Source organism: Hyella patelloides LEGE 07179, from assembly GCF_900659865.1.
Taxonomy (GTDB): domain Bacteria; phylum Cyanobacteriota; class Cyanobacteriia; order Cyanobacteriales; family Xenococcaceae; genus Hyella; species Hyella patelloides.
Map to the genome: position 1 here is coordinate 3,051 of NZ_LR213885.1, position 16,992 is coordinate 20,042.

Consider the following 16,992-nt stretch of genomic DNA (forward strand, 5'->3'; position numbering starts at 1 on the left):
TTAGGCAGGAATGAAGAAGCCTTAGCTAGCTATGACCAAGCCTTAAAACTTCAACCTGATTATTATCAAGCTTGGTACAACCGAGGTATTTTAGTAGGAAGATTATCTACTTATAATGGTTATTACCAACAGCAGTTTGTTGAACTATTTTATTTAGAAATTGCTCAAGTCTCTCAACAACTCATTCCTACCTTAGAAAATACTGACCTAGAGCGAAACTTAAATCATTTCCAAAAATCCCTTACTAAATCTCAAGCTCTAAATCTGAAAGCATTTACTAATTCTGAAGCACCAGAAATAATCAACTTAATCCAAAAGCCTCCTCCAGATAAACTCAGCCAATTAATCCAGCTAACTTTACCATCAAAACTAGTTAACTTAATCCAAAAGCCTCTCTCCGAACAAGTAAGGGGACAGCTAGAGCAAGACTGCTTGTCTCATCCTCCTCGTTTTAATTCTCAACTCAATCTCCGAGGCTATGAAGGAGCAATTGCCAGTTATCAAGCTGAATTAGATAAAGCTATTTGCCAAGATACTCGTCCCCTGGGTTGGGGAACTTTGCATCATGGTATTGGTAAAGCACACTACAGGCAAGGACAAATCCCTTTCGATTCTTCTAACCAGATTGGTTATAGTAGCATCTCCAACCAAATTTTTCCTCAGAACGAACGGCTAACAGCCTTTCAATACTGGCACAAAGCTTTCAACAGTTACCACCAAGCATTATTAACACTCACAGAAGATGATTATCCCGAAGAACATCTAGAAGTCTTACAAGACCTCATCAAAGTCCATCTTGTTTTAGGGCAAACGGAAACCGCAGAGCAATTAAGGCTTAAAGGACTAGAGGTTTTATTCAGCTTACTTAATAGCAAAAAGTCTTTTATCCTCAAGAAACAACTTAGATTCAAGTTTATTAGTTTCTATCAGTTAGAAGTCGATATTTTAGTTAATAAGGGGGCATTTTCCCAAGCCCTAACCAAAGCAGAACTAAGTAAAAATATTTGTCTAATCAATATCCTCTCTACCTGGCAAGAAAACGTTCTTAGTCCTAGCTGTGAACAAATCCAACAGCTTTTAATCCCAGGCACAGCAATAGTTTGCTGGCATATTAGTCCCCAAGTTCTAACTACGTTTGTTCTCAAAGCTAATGCTACTGAACCAATTGTCATTAATGACTCTGTATCTAACCAAGAGCAACTATCTCACTCTCTGCTTTCTTTACAGGAATTTAGGGTTTGGTTAAACGAATGGAATCAGCAATATCAAGACTATCGGGGTAAAACCAAAGATCAACAAGAGAGAGATAGAGCTAACCATCTCTGGCGCAAAGGGATGATACCAAGGCTAAAACAACTGAAGACCATTCTTGACATTGATAAGATTAAATCTTATCTATCAGACATCACCCGATTAATTCTCATCCCACATCAAGATTTGCATCGTTTGCCTCTCCATGTCTTGTTTGAAGCATCTCTTACTCAGATAACAGAAGATAAAAGCTTAACCATTAACTACTTTCCTTCTGCTCAAATTGCTCTAACTTTACATCGGAAACAAGCAAATCATCAGTCATTATCTTTATTAAGTGTAGAAAACCCTGCTAATGATTTACCCTACGCAGAAATAGAATCTACTATCATTAACCAGATGTTTACTAACTCTACTAGCATAGGAACAGAAACAGCTACTAATCCAGCCGTTAAAGCAGCATTACAACAACCTCATCATATTTTTCACTTTACTGGACATGGTGCTTACAACCAACGTCAACCCGAAAACTCTTTTCTTTCACTTACAAAAGAACATCAAATCACTGCCCAAGAAATTAGCAACCTTAACCTAAAAAGCTATCAGCTAATTAGCCTTTCTGCTTGTGAAACGGGGATTACAGGTAATCAAACCATTGATACTGAATATGTGGGTTTAGTCAGTGCCTTCTTACAAGCGGGTGCAGCTTCTGTTCTCCATACACTTTGGACAGTAGAAGAGATTTCTAGTGCCTGGTTGATGATTCGCTTTTATCAACTATTTTTAGAAGGAATTGCTCCTGCTTCGGCTCTGCAACAGGCACAGCAATGGTTACGCACCCGTACTTATGCTCAACTTGTACCCTGGATTGACAATCTAGCTACAACAATCAGCGACTCCTATCCTAATATTGGTGAATATCTCCAAACAATAATTTGGGATATCCAACAAGATTCGGATAAGATAGATTCAAATTCTCCTCCCTATGCTCATCCCTATTACTGGGCGGCCTTCACTCTAACTGGAGGAAATATTCAATGACCCCAACCGAGCAAACCACACTCCAAGCCTTTTTAATAGCACTGGCTCAACTAGAAACTACTCTGCTAGAAGACTTACAGCAGGATATTCGTCAAATTGGTGATGATTTAAATAAGCAGCCTACTGTCGCTTTCGATAAGATTCCCGAATTGGTAACAAAACACGCTCAACTGAACGATTTATACAAAACAGCCCGTTTAAATCTCCAAAGGGAATACCAGACTCAACAACGGGATAAATTGGAGATATCTGTTTCGGGTAAACTTGCCCTTGAACCTATGGCAATTACCATGCTTACTGCTGATGACTTTCAAGCTACAGCTAAACAATTAGTTACGAGAGTAAAAGACAGCAAAGACGCATTCTTTAAAACTTTACAAGCAGCAGTATCAGTTACTCAGGCAAAAGCAGACTTAAAAGCATTTTCTGTCCTTAAAGCTTTAGAGTTCAGACCATTAACCATTGAAAATTTGGCTTATGCTCTAGAAATGTCGCCAGACCAAGCTCGTCAAATTATTCAGCGTCTTTGGCAGGAAGGAAAAATAAATACTACTAAGGCAGGTATTTTCGGGACAATTTTTCCATTTCTCCGACCGAAAAAGCGACCTAGCCAGATACATGACTCTAATACTTATTTTACCCTTACTTCTTTTGGCTACTTTGATTTACATCCAGTCATTAAAGTTAGTTAGTCAAAGATGAAATCATTATTAGACTGGTTGCCCTATATTGGGATTGCGGTAATTCCAGGAATAGTCAACCTAATCGCTGCTTGGCAAGAATTAACTAAAAAGTGTCAGTTTTTACCATTTTTTAAACCTCAAAAGAGCTTAGGATTTTGGTTGTGGGCTGCTATTCAGTTAATTTTTCCTGTCTTATTATTTTGGTTAGTTAGCCCTATCAAAACTCAACCCAACATCGAGCTAAAACTCATATTTGAAGCACTCGGTTTAGGTATTGGATTTGTTGCTTTCTTAAATGCTAGTACAGAAGTTGGCACTTTATCACTAGACATTAAACCTGTTTATGATTTCTTTATTGGTATAGCTTATGAGTTGATTGCTAACAATGAAACTAGGCGTACTGCTTCTTTTTGGGATGACGTTGAGAGAGAACTAAATTCATCAACTGCGGATTTGAAGCGAGGACTTGACTATTTAGAAGATTATTTTCTTTGTGATGTATCGCTCAGTTCGTCTGTAAAACAAGAAAAGCAAGACCAGTTAAAACAGGTACAAAACAAAAGACCAAAAGAAGAAAAAGTCAAAGCAGTTAAGAGTTTGATAATGATGAATATCAGGCGTAAAGATTTATCAGATGTGCTGAAGAAATTTCAATGTAGCTCAGAATTATTGAATAGATATTTTTCTAGCTAAAAATCAATTTTAATTTGCTTAGATGTATATATTGTTCGGAAAGGCATTAATTATTAAGAAAGTCTAAAATCTACTATATCGGAGCTTACTTTGTGTAAGTTTAAAATATAAATCTTTATTTACAAAGCATTCCACATTGTAGAATCAATATAAAAACTAGACTCGGTAATGCAGTTTCTACCCGAAGCCGAACCATTATTATTGCCCCAGAAAAAAGCGATCGCGCTTTCTAATCCGATTCCTGAAAAATCGCTAACGCCCACTGAAATCGGTCACATCATCGCGGGCAGGCTGGGACTCCCCAAGATTTCTGCTCGCGCAGTTAATAAAAAACTTCTTCAACTGGGCTATCAAGTATCTGTCAAGAGAATCAAAAAGTCAACGGGAAAAGAAGTTCACGATTATTATCAGCCTACCAAAAAAGCGATCGACGGTAATTACAGCCAACTAGAGATGGCAACCTATAAGGCTGGAGACGGTAATTCGACTAAGTATCAACTTCGTTGGTTTAGTCCTATAGTCGATCTTCTCATTAATCATTGGGCAGAAAATTAACTTCTCCCTTGTCTCTTACCTAAAGAGAGCAGAGTGTTCGAGCGAGTAATCTCTTGGCTTTGTAGTATTAAAGTAGGAAAAATATCATGAGCGATCGACTTCCAGTAATCGGAATTGCTTTTGTCACGGGATTAGAAGTGGAATCGGCGGGATTACCAGTGTTAAGAGTTTTTGCAAGTAATGGCAATTATCAGATTCTTGAAGGGGTCAAGCAAATCGAAGATGCGCTGATTGAGAGTCTTCAACATCTTTCCATAGCAGGAGAAACATCTTATGTCGTCAGGTTTTGGGCAGTAGAAGAAATAGAAAGAACTCAAAGGCGAAGAACCACTAGGAATATCTGAGTCATGCAATTTTAGATTGATAGATTTTAGATTAAAGAATTACTCCTCTAGACGCGAGAAGGAGCTTGAAGATTGAAGATTGAAGATTTTGGATTATTGATTACAAGATTGGAAAATTTTAGATTAACTTCGCGCCTTTAAGAGAAGAAGCCTGTCTTTATTAATCTACAACCCGTCAATCTACAATCTAAAATGGCGCGGTCAAATTATAGCGGAAAAGTTAGAACAAAAGTACTTTCTTTTCCTTCAACTGTCCTTACTTCAATACTGCCCTGATGACGGGCAATGGTTTCTTTTGCCAAGGATAATCCCAATCCTTGACCTTCATTTCTGGGTTTGAAACTTTTGAAAGGACGGAAGATCTCTTTTACCATTGTGGGTTTCATTCCTATTCCATTATCGGAGATGCTAATTTCGACTTGGTTCTTTTTTTTTGTGGGTTGTGATTTTGATAATTCCTTGATGTTCGGGTCTTGTTTGGGTTTTTTTGTGAATAGCGTAGTAAGCATTATCTATCAAATTTTCCAGAACTCTTTGAAAGCTCTGAGAGTCGATCGGAACATCTTTAATTTGAGGATCGTAGTATTCTTGAATTTGAATTGTCAGATTATACTGATGCTGTTTAATATAAGTTATTTCTTGAACTGTTTTATTAACTAATTGGTTAAAAGCAGTTAGTTTTTTAGAAAAAACACTTTGTCCTAAATAAGCAATCTTAAAATATTCTTGGGAATTTTCTCTTTGCCTATTTAATTCCCCAGCAGAGAGCAGAATAATCTCCAGATTTTCCTGTATTGCTGATAAAGGGTGTTCTCCCAATTCCTCTTCATACCTCGCGATCGTTTCGGTCAGATTATCAGCTTTCTTCAAATTTGAGGATACGTCAAGAGCTATGTTTCCTCCTTCTACAATAGGACGCAGAGAATTCTGAAGGGAATGATTTAAATCTTTGATTAATTGTTTTAAGTCTTGATTATTTTGTTCAATTTTGTCATTATAAACAATAAAACAGATTGCTATGGGGGTTGTAGTCGCGCCCAGTAAAGAAGGAACAATTGGAATCCAATAGCCTTGGCTGAAAAACGCAACAAGGGCAAATATTGCCAAGCAGCAACAAAGGCTCATGGCAATACTTGTAGTAATTAGGAAGAGTTTTAGAGTATGTTTTTCACGATATTTTATAGCGATTAAAGCAATTGCTGTAACCATTAAAAGAAGAATTAAAAACTCGCTCCATTCAGGAATCGTCTCGATCGCGGGTCTGTCGTCGAGGGCTGCACTAACGATAGAACTAGCAATCTGTGCGTGAGTCTCGACTCCATTGGTTGTGGAAGGTAATGTCCAGCGATTGATAGGAAGATGGTGTTTGTCCGAACTCGAAGTAGAAGTATTGCCAATAAGAACGATCTTGTCTTTAAAAGTGTTTGCGGGAATTGAACCTGCCAAAACTTCGGATACAGTAACTTGGAAAAAAGGAGAATTTCCTTTACGCCAATTAATTAATATTTTTGTTCCTTCCTCTTTCTTGACATAGCTGCCATCAAATCTTTTTAGAGGTCTTAAAGTTATTTTTGAAGAGCGACTGGAGCGAGGAAACCTCGCGACACCGCGAATGTGCGAGTTTGACTGAGATTCAAAATTACCCGAACCTTCGTTTTTTTCTGGTGACTGCTGTCTGGTGAGGGTGAGAGCTTGGTTTCTTTCTTCACCTACTTCAAATCCTTCAAAGGATAAATATTTAATTGCCGAAATTACTCCGATGGAAATAATTCCTGCTGGCTCTCCTTTTCCATCTTCGAGAGGGTGGATATAAGCACGTCTAATCGTTTCATCTCCATCTTTAAGTAGGTCAGCAGATGTAATTCGTGTTTCTTCTTTTAGAGTTTGAGGAGCTTGTATTTGGGGTGGAGTTACTTTTGCTATCCCTACTAAATTGGGAGTAGAGCGAAAAATTTCCTGTAATTTTTGGTAAGCTCGCTCATTCTGCTCCTTTGATAGAGATTTTGAAAGAACGGGTACGTTTCTAAAAAGATCCAAGCCAATAATTCGAGGTTTTTGTGCCTTAATTTTCTCTAAAATATGTGCTAGCTTACTATCCGAGATGCTCCCTTCTTGAAACTTTTCAATATCAGCTTCATCCCAAGCAACTATAACAATCCGTCCTTCCTTTGGTTCTGAAGGACGCAACAGGAAAAGTAAGTCGTAAGCCATCCACTCTAAAGGCTGCAATAATCCCAGAAAACGCAGGGCTGTAATCAGAAAAACGATATTAATCGAAGCCAAGAAAACTTTTTTGTTAGAGTTTTTGAAGTATTTTAATCGAGAATACACTTTGTATTAATTTTGTAATTATCAAACTAAAATTACCAGCTTCTTGCAATAGACCCTTCAGCCTTCTTCCAAAAATTAATGGCATCATACCAAATCCCTTCTCTGGCATAAAGAAGGGATTTTAGAGATGGAGAATTAGTCTTTTCGATCCTCTGGGCGATTTCTGGGGATACGAATCCTAACTCTACCGATGCTGTTAAAACTTCTCGAAAATTTTCTGGAGCTTCAGCACAGGGAATTGCTATGTGCCACGAATAAATCTTACCTGGTTTTAACTTGACCTCCTGGGGAATGACTACTTTATGATAACCTGGTTGTGATATTGAGAGAGATTTTTCAACTAAAGGCTCGATTTCTTCTGGATCGACTAGAGTAAAAATTAAAGGTATAGTTGTAGTACTTTGAGAATGAAAGAAGAAAGCAGGATTTTTACTAACTGTTTGGTGAACTACTTTTTCTTCTGGGACTAGCAAAGTTAAAGATTTTCCTCTTAAGGGATTTTGACAATAAGAACGCGAGCCTCCTGCTGAGGTGTTTCTTCTCTGGTAAGTTCTTTTTGGAGTGGAAGACACGTTATAACCTTCTAACCATGTATCTGTATTTGCTAGAGTCTGCATTTGTTGAACGGACAATCAGCCCGCATTCTGCCACCTCGCGACAGCAGGTGGTAGTTAGGGCGCAAGCGAAGTCAATTATTTAACTTTTGTAGCCTTGATTTTCAATATATTGCTTAAGTACAGTTAAAGGCGCACCACCAGCAGATGTATAACCAAAACCACGCTTCCAGAATAGAGGTTTCCAATAATAGGGCTTTAAAAAATCGGCAAATTCTTTTCTAATTTCGCGACTGGTAATAGTTTTAAGGATATTACAAAGTTTAGAAAGAGAAATTTTAGGAGCAACATCTATGAGCAAATGGATGTGGTCTTTAGTCCCCAGATCGGCTTGACACTCAATCAATTCACAATCTTGAGTTGTACATAATTTTTCAATCAACTCTTTAAGACGCTTTTCAATGGCTTCATTAATTACAGGATGACGACCTGACGTTACAAAGACTATGTGAACTAAGTTAAATCCAAAGCTATGTATATGAGGCTTTAGCTTTGCCATGAATCATAAATACTATGGTATAATTTCTCCTATGGTACAGCCAAACATCCGTAGCGAAAAATGGTCTATCGTAGCAACCTCTCACCAAAGAAAGTTGCTAGAAAAAACCGTTTGTGAGTTTCGATGTAAGGTGCGTGGTTTGGTAGGGGTAATCTACACTCATTGGTCAAGTGTTGGTTTGCTAGACGCTAAATCACAAATACCTGCCGTAGAAAAACTGATACATCAAACGGCTAAAAACCCTAACCCAAAATATCAATACTTTAATTCTCGTTTTCACAAATTCCCTAGCTATTATCGACGTGGAGCGATTCAATTTGCCATAGGTCAAGTGTCTAGTTTTGTGACTAGATACAGAATGTGGCAATCGGGAATGAGAAATAGATTTGATGCACTACCACCAAGGCTAAATGCTGATTGCGGGGCTTATCCACCTCTGTATAAAGGTCAATGTATTAAGTTTGCAGAAGACTTAAAAAGTACAGCAATTAAAGTATTTACTGGTACTGATTGGGTATGGATTACTGTTGGTTTGACAGGTCATAGACAAAGACATCTAGATTTGGCTAATAAGCGTAAGTCACCATACCTAGTCATCAACCAAAAAGGTTGCCACCTATCTGTACCTTTTCAATGTAAACGAACAAAATTGCCTGAAGCCCAATCTGTTTTAGCTGTAGACTTGGGTATTAATACCACTGCTACAGTTTCAGTAGTTAACTATGACGGTACTGTAAGCCATCGTGAATTCATTCATCATGGTAGAGACATAGACCGTCGAGATAAAAGACTGAAGCGCATCAGCAAAAAAGCCTCTCTTACAGGCAAACTGCATAAAGGTTTCTGTCGTAGCTTGTATCGTAAAGCTAACAATATTAACCGAGAAATCGGACAAAAAGTATCATCTCGCTTAGTTAAAATTGCTCGACAATACGGAGTTAAATACATCGTATTCGAGTATCTTAAAGGCTGGCGACCCAAAGGGGGAAAAAAACGCTCTACCCTAAAACAACGCTTTCATGGCTGGTTGCACCGTCGAATAGTCAATCTGACTGAAATGAAGTGGTCAGAATTAGGCGGAAAAGTAGTTTTTGTTAACCCACGCGGTACGAGCAGCCACGCTTATGATGGCAGTGGCAAACTGAGGCGAAATCAAGAAAATTACGAAATAGCCGTATTCGCTAGCGGAAAACAGTATAACTGTGACCTTTCAGCTAGCTATAATATTGGCGCAAGATTTATCTATCAACTGATGAGCAGAAATGGCTCACAGGACAAGAAAGGTCAAAATTCCTGCTTGTCACCCAGAAGTCGGGTAACGCTTTCGATGCTATGGAGGTTGCTACCTTCTAGTATTGTAGAGCAAGATACCACTTCCTCGCGTTAGCAGGGAGTGGAGACTTCATGGCTTTTATCAAAAGCTTGAAGAACAAAAATTAGATAAGGCAGTTGCACTCCAGCAAATTCAAATCGAGCAAATCTCACAAAATACTCCTCCTAATATTTGGGCGGGACTAAATTTGATTGGAGACTGGTAATATTTTGCTATTCTAATGTGTTACATAAGAGATCGCGATCGCTATTGGGATGACTCTGATTGTTTCTCACTCTTCCGAAATACAATTGTAGTTGAATTTTTTGAACGAATTCAAGGGAATAGAATGCTCAAAATACGGGAATATATTTAGAGATATCTGTGAGCGTACTACATCACGGCATTGTTAATGTTAGTGTGCGCTACTAAAAATCAGAGCTAGTTTTTCAGCTTATGTCGCGATCGCTCTTAAATACTAATTTATACCAATAACTACTAATTTTGTATATACTTAGAGTAAACATAGTATATACAAAGTCCAAATGTCTGTCAAAATAGCCAAATGGGGTAATAGCTTGGGTATCCGCATACCTAAAAATTTAGCCGAACAGGTGCGCTTACAAGAAGGAGATGAAATAGAAATATCAACCGCAGAAGAGCGGCTAATTATTACTCCTCTCAAGCGCAAGAAATATACTTTAGAAGAGTTACTTGAAGGAATGGGAGAAGAAAATCTACACTCAGAAATAGACTGGGGTGAATCAATGGGAAGAGAGCAGTGGTAAATTCTTACATTCCAGATAGAGGAGATATTATCAAGCTTTCATTTAGCCCCCAACGAGGTAGAGAACAGGCAGGAGTAAGACCAGCATTGGTGATTTCTCCTCTGGCATACAACCGTATTTCTCATTTTATCCTAGCCTGTCCCATTACCAGTCAGATTAAAGGTTGGCGTTTTGAAGTGGTGCTACCCCAGGGATTGAATACTTATGGAGTTATTTTAGCCGACCAGGTAAGGGTCTTAGACTGGCAAGCTAGAGGTGCAAAATTTCTGGAAAAAGTACCATCAGAAGTTATCGAAGAAGTACTGGCGCGATTATCTCCTTTGGTTTCGGGCGGATAGCGAGCGACTATCTTGCCGACAATTTGTCGGCATTTTCCCCCTCAAATCTTGACATCAATCCCTTTGGCAGGATTATTTTCATAACGTTCGGTGATGTGGGCATAGATCGCGGTGGTTTTGGGGTCGCTGTGTCCGAGTAATTCTTGTACTTGTCTCAGCGAGCTTCCTCCAGCTAAGCCCAATGTTCCCGCAGTATGTCTCAAACTGTGAGTGGAACGAGACTGCTGATTGTCGATTCTTTTGAGGTCGGTTTTTTCCAAATAACCATCCACAATATATTCGATTCCTCTTCTGGAGAGTCTTTCTCTTTTGGTCTGATTGGACAGTGAAATCATTAAAGGACTCTGGCGGTTTAATTCCTCTCCTGCTTGCTTTCTGGCATTTTTGTACTGCTCTAATAACCTGACAATATCTGCTCTGACTGGGACAGTTCTAATTTGGCTTTTCCCTTCCACTTTCAGAAAAGATTGTCCCTCTCTACTGTGAAAATCTCCCAAATTAGCTCTCCATAACTCTACCGAGCGCAGTCCTTCCAGTGCCATCAGCGAAAATAAGGCGCGATCGCGTAAAATCTTTAAACTACCATCATTACCAATAGTCAACAGTACGAGTTCGAGTTGGGAGAGAGTCAAATAAGTAATGCGCTCTCCCTGTTTGACTTTACTGCGAGGAGGCTTGACCCCGATTACGGGATTTTCTTTGACTAAATTCTTGCCCAAACAAGCAGCATAAAAGCGACGAATCACTACCAGAGTTAGAGCAATGGTATTGGGCTTTTGTTTTCTTTGCTTGATTAAATAAGAGCGAAATAAGAGGATTGCTTCTTTATCTGCGTGGGCTGGGGTAATCTGATTCTGCTGACACCAAGCCAAGTATTGATGTACTCGACGATTGTAGGTGGTGATGGTATCTGGTGCAGCGTCTCCATCTGCCACATTCAAGTTCAAATACTGTGCAAAACACTGTAACATTGCCTCGGTCGTGGGTAACAAAACCAGATTGGCTGCTTTTTGCCGTCGGGCAGGAGATGATAAGCGTGGTTGCCCTTGCTGATAGATAGGCATCAATAAAATCCCTCCCGTGTTGACCAAAAAACTGTCTGTTGATTGAGATTAATTTTACTACGAAGAACACCTCTTTCTCGCAGTTAATTCTGGTAGGATTTTAAATTAATCTCAGTTTAAGATTATGGGTGGCTCTAGAGAATTATCGAGAGAGGAACAACAATTGCGATCGCGACTGGAGCAGACTGTTCGCTCGGCTTTTTACCTTGCAGGACAAGCCTTAGAGCAGATTCAAACCCAAAAGTTATATCGCAGTACTCACGATAATTTTGAATCCTATTGTCTCGATACTTTTAACTTTACCCGCGATTATGCATATCTCAAAATAGGTGCTGCCAGAGTTTATCAGAATCTACTGGACAATTTGCCGACAAATAATCTCCCATCTGCCTTTTTGCCCACCAAACAGGGTCAATTACGCCCCATCGTTAAAGCCGAATTGCGTTCGGTAGAACAGGTACTCGTGTGGAACAATGCAGTAAGTATGGCGGTCAACCGAGTACCAACTTCTTCGGTGGTGGCAGAAGCAGTCAGATTATATTTACGAGAGAATCAAACCCCTCATAACCCCTTTGAGGTAGGAGAAGTCTGTCGTATTGTGGCAAGAGATGTTTCTTCTTTGAAAAAGTACAATGGCTGTTGGTGCATGATCTCTGAACTTCAAGATTGGGAATGTCTGGTGGATACTTGGGAAACGGAGCTAGTTGTCCCCATTGAAAATTTAGAGTCCTGGGGATTGGATGAAGAACAGCATCAACAAATTTTTGATATTGGAGTGAGGATGACGAGTCTCTACGAAACGGGTTCTCTCGATGATGCTGCTTATTGGGTTCTCAATGGTTTGGCAAAGTTAGATCGTTTTTATCTTTCTCCTGTGGAGGAGAAACTCTTAAGGGTCTTAGAGCAAGAGTACCTTGATAAATCAGGTTAACTTTTCGGGATTTTGATTTGGCAGATCCTTAAGAGAATGTGAACTAAAAAAAGATAAAGAGTACTGCTAAAAATAATCATCAGAGGTGGAGTAATTTGCACGATTAGTATTGTTTTTTAAACAGATAGGGGTTTATTTACTGCCCAAAGCAGTTATTAAGAAAGCTTATTCGCACACTCCACCACACCACTAAAAAAAAGACAAAGCTATCCCTAGCTTCTATTCTAGGAAGATTGATTTTTTATTTATCAATTAAGAGCATCTTGTCTGGCTCGAATTACTTGGAAGTAATGCCCTTAAATTAAGTTGATCGAAGAAAATTTAGATTTGATGTTAATTATTTTATCTGGGACAAGTAGAGCAAGTAGAAGAAGACGATTTTTCGAGAGCTAATGGTTTGTCTGCAATATATGTCATGATAGTTAATAGCCTTTGTATTTTAGGGTTTAAGGAGAGCAGAACTTTGGTCGGTACTGGCTCTCCTTTGTGATTTGGAACGAAACAAGCTTTTCAAGGAAAGAATAAAGAATATGAATTTTTAATTAGATTTAAGATTATTTTTTATTCTTTCCATATTTTGAATATAGCCTTGAAAGCTATTTTTGTAAACTATTGAGCTATAAAAATCCTCGATGTTTCTTAATGCTGGAAATAGAAATAGCTTATGAGTAGTAATATTTAGCCTAATAAGCTATATTTTATAGGTTGCTCGCTTTAGGAGATACTTATGAGTGCAGTTTTATGTAGATGGCGTGTGGCAAAAGTTTTTTGGAAACTCAGAGCAGTTATGGCAGACAGAAAAATTACAAATAAAGCACTAGCTGAAGAATTAGGGATGAATCCAGTCAGCATTTCTAAGCTTAAAAACAATGAACAGTTACCAGAAATTGGTGGAGAAGCACTAGGAAATATTTGTCTAGCCATAACTAAACTTAGCTCTAAAGACTGTACGCCTGAAGACCTTATTGAATATATTCCTGATTAGACAAAGAATGTCGTAGAAAATTTTCAAATTGAATTCAATTTGAAAATCGAACGCAAAATGTCTTGTTATCACTTAAATATTAAAAATAATAGCGACCGCCTTCCCTGGAAAAGAACAGCGATCGCTTTTGACCAAAACCGTACATTAAGCAAAGGTATCGGCTATGACTATAATAACGGAGTTACAACATCATCAGTCGAGAGATATCCTCGATTCAGCTTTAAAGGAGTGGGTAACTGGAAGTGGAGTCAAGGGTGCGATCGCCTCTCGGAACGTCAAAACTTGTGAGAGCCAATCTCAAATAGCTTCATTACTGAATTGGCAGCACTATTCTGGTTCGGGAGGATGGTATGTGAGAAGTATTGATCTCATGACAGGGCAGTATCGCAATTTTGGACAGTTCAAACCAAAGATACCACTACATTTCCCTAATCAAGAGAAAGCCTTCAAATACATTTCATTTCCCAAGGGAGATGATGTAGAAGTAATTTTGCTACTTCCAGACATGGATACCTGGGAGGCGATCGCTGATAAATACCAAGTACCCATCACACCAGAAGATATCAAAGAAGATAGATTGGATAAAGGGTTTTGGTTATGGGTGGCAGACAATCCCCAACTACCGTTAGAAGTTACAGAAGGAGCGAAAAAAGCAGGATGCTTGTTATCTCATGGTTACATTCCCCTCTGTGTCACGGGAGTGTGGAACGGGAAACAAAAGAAAAAACTGAAAGCAATTCCGACACTAGCACCATTTCTCACTAACGGCAGACCGATACATCTAGTATTCGATTCTGACATCACGGTCAAGCATCAAGTACAAGAGGCATTAAAACATACGGGATATTTGGCAGCCAAAGAAGGGTGCATCGTAGGTGTAGCAACTTGGGAATACTCTGAAGCTACTAAAGGAGTAGACGATTTAATTGTCAACAAAGGAATATCAGCATTTGAAGCAGTTATGGACAATCTCACACAATTCAAGGAATGGCTCAAGAGAACAGAAAAACAGTTCAAACAACAACAGCCAGGGTTAACCAGATTAGATTCGAGACAACTGATGAACTATATCAGGAGTAAATATCGAGATCGCTTAAAGTTAAATAAACTGCAACAGAAAGTAGAACTAGACGGTAAGGAAATTTTACTGGAAGAAGCATATCTATTACTGGCAGATTTAGACGGCATTGATTGTACCAAAACCAAAGCAAGTGATATCTTTGGCAAGATAGCGATGGAGAATAGTTATAGTCCTGTCGTTACTTATTTAGATACCGTGGCAGCCCATCAGTCCCCAGTTAGCTTAGAGAACCTAGCTACCCGCTATTTTGGAACGAGTAACCCCATCTATGATGTATTTCTCAAAAGAACTTTAATTGCAGCAGTAGCCAGAGCATACTCCCCAGGCTGCAAACATGATACGACATTAGTGCTTCAGGGATTACAAGGAGCAGGGAAATCGAGCTTTTTTAGTGTGCTGGGAGGAGACTGGTTCGATGATTCGATGGGCAATGGTTCTCAAAAGGACGATCTGGTAATCTTGCACCGTTCGTGGATTCACGAATGGGGGGAAATAGAACGAACGTTCAGTAAACGCCAATCGGAAGAACTAAAAGCATTTATCACTCGAAGAAAAGATATCTTTCGTCCTCCTTATGGCAGGAGTGCAATTGAGTTCCCCAGACAGTCAATTATTGTGGGTACAGCTAATGGCAGTGATTTCTTGGTAGACTCGACAGGGAATAGGAGGTATTGGATAATTCCCGTAGCTAAAGAGAAAATCAATATCAAGCTTCTGAAAGAGGAAAGAGACTCGATTTGGTCAGCAGCAGTATCCGCATACCGTAATGGTGAACAATGGTGGTTGACTGATTCTGAAGAGAAACTATCTCAGCAGAACAACCAGCAGTTTCAAATAATTGATGAGTGGCAGGGAGCGATCGCGAATTATCTAGAGGGAAGAGAGCAAGTTTCGATAATGGAAATACTAACCAGGGTATTTGAAATTGAAGCAGGAAAAGTAGATAGGCGATCTCAGATGAGGGTAGCTAATATCTTAACCAATCTGGAATGGAAAAAAGCAGGACAGAAACAGCATCAAGGTAAAAGGCAGGTGGTTTGGAAGCCGACTACACCTTTGTTAGATAAAGAGGGTATAGAGAAGGTGTTACGGTCTGAAAAGCAGACAGAGCAAGGCTTGTCTATACCTAATACACCTTCAATACCAAAAGATTCAACCTTAAAGAGCCAAAAACCTGATTCAGCATCAATGGAAACTAAAAATGATATATGCACCACTGTTTTTCAAGGTGTAGAGGTATTACCAACTCCTGCTGTCAAAGAGGTACGGGCTGCTACACTTGTGACAAAACCCTCGACTACACCTGTTGAAATTCAAATAAACTGGCAGAGTTATCCTTACAATTCTCGCGATGTTTACACTTTGAAAAACCGATCTAACAGGGTTAAAGAGCGTGTCTTGAATTGCAGTACAAGTAATGACTTAATTAAATTACTGGCGACAACTGGGGCGAGTCAACCAGAAATTGAGTGGCTGAGAGAGAATTATTTAAGCTCGGCGGAAAAGCAGCAGCTGACTCTAATTGAAAACTCAACCCAAGGAAATTTGTTAAAGGTGCCAGAGCGATCGTCGGTAATTGAATACACATTCTCAGAAATAATAGATGCTATTGATAGTGAATTGAAGAGATTAGGCTGGAGTGTGAAAGATGGAAAAGAATACTTGATGAATCGCTATAATAAAAAAAGTAGAAGACATTTAACGGATGAGCAATTACTGGAATTTTGGGATTATTTAAAAGTTCAATCATAATAATTAAAAGAGTTATTAAGATGAGGCATAATTTCCGCTCGTGGATCGACAACAATCAATTGCAACCAGCAAAACAGAAAACTACCGTTCCTACACGGTGAAAGAACATCAACGAAAGATGTATGAAAGGATGTATAAGTTTGTCTGCATGGGATGCGACCGTGTAGTAGAAAGAAAGAGTTATGCGGTATGTTGTCCGAGTTACGGCAATGAATGTTTGGGTTCATCTTCATCATGTCGTCGGGGGAAAAAGTCATGAAGTATCTCGAAACAGAGACAGCGATTTCTTCTTTAACTTCAACGACCTTTTTGAGGTTGCAAGTCTGGTAGAAATGCGAAAAATAGCTTTTTTCAGAAAGTGGAACAATGCCAACGGAGGAGACCTATGATATGACGAATCAAAATCTCCAGCTTCTATGGTTAGAAATCTTAAATCATATTTCATTGCCAGTAACGAGAGCTTTATTTAAGCAGCATGGGCATTTGTTAGATTTTGATGGCAAGATAGTAACTGTGGGTTTGAGCAGTCGAGCCTTAATTAAAATCAATCGGATCAGAATTCCTCATCTTCAAGCTGCCTTTTGGTCGGTGACCAACCAACTCGTCGAGGTGAAGTTAGTTGTCGAGAGTGAATATTCTAGTTCACATCAAGAAGAAATAAGTTCTTGGAGTCTGGAGAAAATCTCCAAGAACCCTGAGCACTTATCACCCGTATCCTTGTCTGATGGTG

Annotated in this window: 17 protein-coding genes and 1 pseudogene; 13 read left to right on the forward strand and 5 right to left on the reverse strand. The window is 39.0% G+C overall.

What is annotated here, in order from left to right; genetic code table 11:
- The 5 genes from H1P_RS18110 to H1P_RS18130 all read left to right on the forward strand — a co-directional run.
- On the forward strand, positions 1-2,292 hold a 2,292-nt coding region (locus H1P_RS18110; protein ID WP_186376024.1), incomplete at its 5' end, for a CHAT domain-containing protein.
- Positions 2,289-2,984 carry a hypothetical protein gene (locus H1P_RS18115; protein WP_144869930.1) on the forward strand — a complete coding sequence of 232 codons (696 nt, stop codon included), beginning with the start codon at positions 2,289-2,291 and terminating at the stop codon, positions 2,982-2,984. The genes H1P_RS18110 and H1P_RS18115, both read left to right, overlap by 4 nt.
- 6 nt (positions 2,985-2,990) lie before the next feature.
- A complete protein-coding gene (locus H1P_RS18120; protein ID WP_144869932.1) occupies positions 2,991-3,668 on the forward strand; it encodes a hypothetical protein in 678 nt (225 codons plus the stop codon).
- A gap of 168 nt (positions 3,669-3,836) precedes the next feature.
- Complete coding sequence (locus H1P_RS18125) at positions 3,837-4,223, forward strand: hypothetical protein (RefSeq protein WP_144869934.1); 387 nt, start codon at positions 3,837-3,839, stop codon at positions 4,221-4,223.
- Positions 4,224-4,309: 86 nt separating this feature from the next.
- The gene (locus H1P_RS18130; RefSeq protein WP_144869936.1) at positions 4,310-4,567 is read left to right on the forward strand and encodes a hypothetical protein; all 258 of its coding nucleotides are present in this window, start codon (positions 4,310-4,312) and stop codon (positions 4,565-4,567) included.
- Positions 4,568-4,773: 206 nt separating this feature from the next.
- On the opposite strand, the gene H1P_RS38330 is transcribed toward H1P_RS18130, so the two are convergent.
- The 4 genes from H1P_RS38330 to tnpA all read right to left on the reverse strand — a co-directional run bounded on the left by H1P_RS38330 (position 4,774) and on the right by tnpA (position 8,011).
- A complete protein-coding gene (locus tag H1P_RS38330; protein ID WP_246141788.1) occupies positions 4,774-4,953 on the reverse strand; it encodes an ATP-binding protein in 180 nt (59 codons plus the stop codon).
- Between the two features lie 22 nt (positions 4,954-4,975).
- Complete coding sequence (locus tag H1P_RS18140; protein ID WP_186376025.1) at positions 4,976-6,850, reverse strand: ABC transporter permease; 1,875 nt, start codon at positions 6,848-6,850, stop codon at positions 4,976-4,978.
- 80 nt (positions 6,851-6,930) lie between these two features.
- On the reverse strand, positions 6,931-7,515 hold the full coding sequence (locus tag H1P_RS18145; protein WP_144869942.1) for a DUF928 domain-containing protein: 585 nt from the start codon (positions 7,513-7,515) through the stop codon (positions 6,931-6,933).
- A gap of 79 nt (positions 7,516-7,594) precedes the next feature.
- A complete protein-coding gene (tnpA, locus tag H1P_RS18150) occupies positions 7,595-8,011 on the reverse strand; it encodes an IS200/IS605 family transposase (protein WP_144869944.1) in 417 nt (138 codons plus the stop codon).
- On the opposite strand from tnpA, the gene H1P_RS18155 reads away from it, so the two are divergent.
- The 3 genes from H1P_RS18155 to mazF all read left to right on the forward strand — a co-directional run bounded on the left by H1P_RS18155 (position 8,010) and on the right by mazF (position 10,449).
- Positions 8,010-9,398 carry an IS200/IS605 family accessory protein TnpB-related protein gene (locus H1P_RS18155; protein WP_246141790.1) on the forward strand — a complete coding sequence of 463 codons (1,389 nt, stop codon included), beginning with the start codon at positions 8,010-8,012 and terminating at the stop codon, positions 9,396-9,398. The two genes, tnpA and H1P_RS18155, sit on opposite strands and share 2 nt — an antisense overlap.
- 470 nt (positions 9,399-9,868) lie before the next feature.
- The gene (locus H1P_RS18160; protein WP_144869946.1) at positions 9,869-10,111 is read left to right on the forward strand and encodes an AbrB/MazE/SpoVT family DNA-binding domain-containing protein; all 243 of its coding nucleotides are present in this window, start codon (positions 9,869-9,871) and stop codon (positions 10,109-10,111) included.
- A complete protein-coding gene (gene mazF / locus H1P_RS18165; RefSeq protein ID WP_144869948.1) occupies positions 10,105-10,449 on the forward strand; it encodes an endoribonuclease MazF in 345 nt (114 codons plus the stop codon). The genes H1P_RS18160 and mazF overlap by 7 nt, the downstream gene beginning before the upstream one ends.
- 41 nt (positions 10,450-10,490) lie before the next feature.
- Here the strand turns inward: mazF and H1P_RS18170 are convergent, their stop codons facing one another.
- Complete coding sequence (locus H1P_RS18170; protein WP_144869950.1) at positions 10,491-11,513, reverse strand: tyrosine-type recombinase/integrase; 1,023 nt, start codon at positions 11,511-11,513, stop codon at positions 10,491-10,493.
- A 124-nt stretch (positions 11,514-11,637) separates the two neighbouring features.
- Between H1P_RS18170 and H1P_RS18175 the strand changes: the two genes are divergently transcribed.
- From H1P_RS18175 to H1P_RS18195, 5 genes and pseudogenes are all read left to right on the forward strand, one after another.
- Positions 11,638-12,444: a hypothetical protein gene (locus H1P_RS18175; RefSeq protein ID WP_144869952.1), complete on the forward strand. Its 807-nt coding sequence runs from the start codon at positions 11,638-11,640 to the stop codon at positions 12,442-12,444.
- 727 nt (positions 12,445-13,171) lie between these two features.
- Positions 13,172-13,429 carry a helix-turn-helix domain-containing protein gene (locus tag H1P_RS18180; RefSeq protein ID WP_144869954.1) on the forward strand — a complete coding sequence of 86 codons (258 nt, stop codon included), beginning with the start codon at positions 13,172-13,174 and terminating at the stop codon, positions 13,427-13,429.
- A 163-nt stretch (positions 13,430-13,592) separates the two neighbouring features.
- A complete protein-coding gene (locus tag H1P_RS18185; protein WP_144869956.1) occupies positions 13,593-16,262 on the forward strand; it encodes a VapE domain-containing protein in 2,670 nt (889 codons plus the stop codon).
- Between the two features lie 40 nt (positions 16,263-16,302).
- The gene (locus tag H1P_RS18190) at positions 16,303-16,521 is read left to right on the forward strand and encodes a hypothetical protein (RefSeq protein WP_144869958.1); all 219 of its coding nucleotides are present in this window, start codon (positions 16,303-16,305) and stop codon (positions 16,519-16,521) included.
- A 131-nt stretch (positions 16,522-16,652) separates the two neighbouring features.
- Positions 16,653-16,992: pseudogene (locus H1P_RS18195) on the forward strand (hypothetical protein); the annotation flags it as partial.

Bases quoted from the DNA above. Each gene is read 5' to 3' on its own strand.
- H1P_RS18115 (WP_144869930.1), top strand. From the start codon at position 2,289: ATGACCCCAACCGAGCAAACCACACTCCAAGCCTTTTTAATAGCACTG.
- H1P_RS18120 (WP_144869932.1), top strand. From the start codon at position 2,991: ATGAAATCATTATTAGACTGGTTGCCCTATATTGGGATTGCGGTAATT.
- H1P_RS18125 (WP_144869934.1), top strand. From the start codon at position 3,837: ATGCAGTTTCTACCCGAAGCCGAACCATTATTATTGCCCCAGAAAAAA.
- H1P_RS18130 (WP_144869936.1), top strand. From the start codon at position 4,310: ATGAGCGATCGACTTCCAGTAATCGGAATTGCTTTTGTCACGGGATTA.
- H1P_RS38330 (WP_246141788.1), bottom strand. From the start codon at position 4,953: ATGAAACCCACAATGGTAAAAGAGATCTTCCGTCCTTTCAAAAGTTTC.
- H1P_RS18145 (WP_144869942.1), bottom strand. From the start codon at position 7,515: ATGCAGACTCTAGCAAATACAGATACATGGTTAGAAGGTTATAACGTG.
- H1P_RS18155 (WP_246141790.1), top strand. From the start codon at position 8,010: ATGAATCATAAATACTATGGTATAATTTCTCCTATGGTACAGCCAAAC.
- tnpA (WP_144869944.1), bottom strand. From the start codon at position 8,011: ATGGCAAAGCTAAAGCCTCATATACATAGCTTTGGATTTAACTTAGTT.
- H1P_RS18160 (WP_144869946.1), top strand. From the start codon at position 9,869: ATGTCTGTCAAAATAGCCAAATGGGGTAATAGCTTGGGTATCCGCATA.
- H1P_RS18170 (WP_144869950.1), bottom strand. From the start codon at position 11,513: ATGCCTATCTATCAGCAAGGGCAACCACGCTTATCATCTCCTGCCCGA.
- H1P_RS18175 (WP_144869952.1), top strand. From the start codon at position 11,638: ATGGGTGGCTCTAGAGAATTATCGAGAGAGGAACAACAATTGCGATCG.
- H1P_RS18180 (WP_144869954.1), top strand. From the start codon at position 13,172: ATGAGTGCAGTTTTATGTAGATGGCGTGTGGCAAAAGTTTTTTGGAAA.
- H1P_RS18185 (WP_144869956.1), top strand. From the start codon at position 13,593: ATGACTATAATAACGGAGTTACAACATCATCAGTCGAGAGATATCCTC.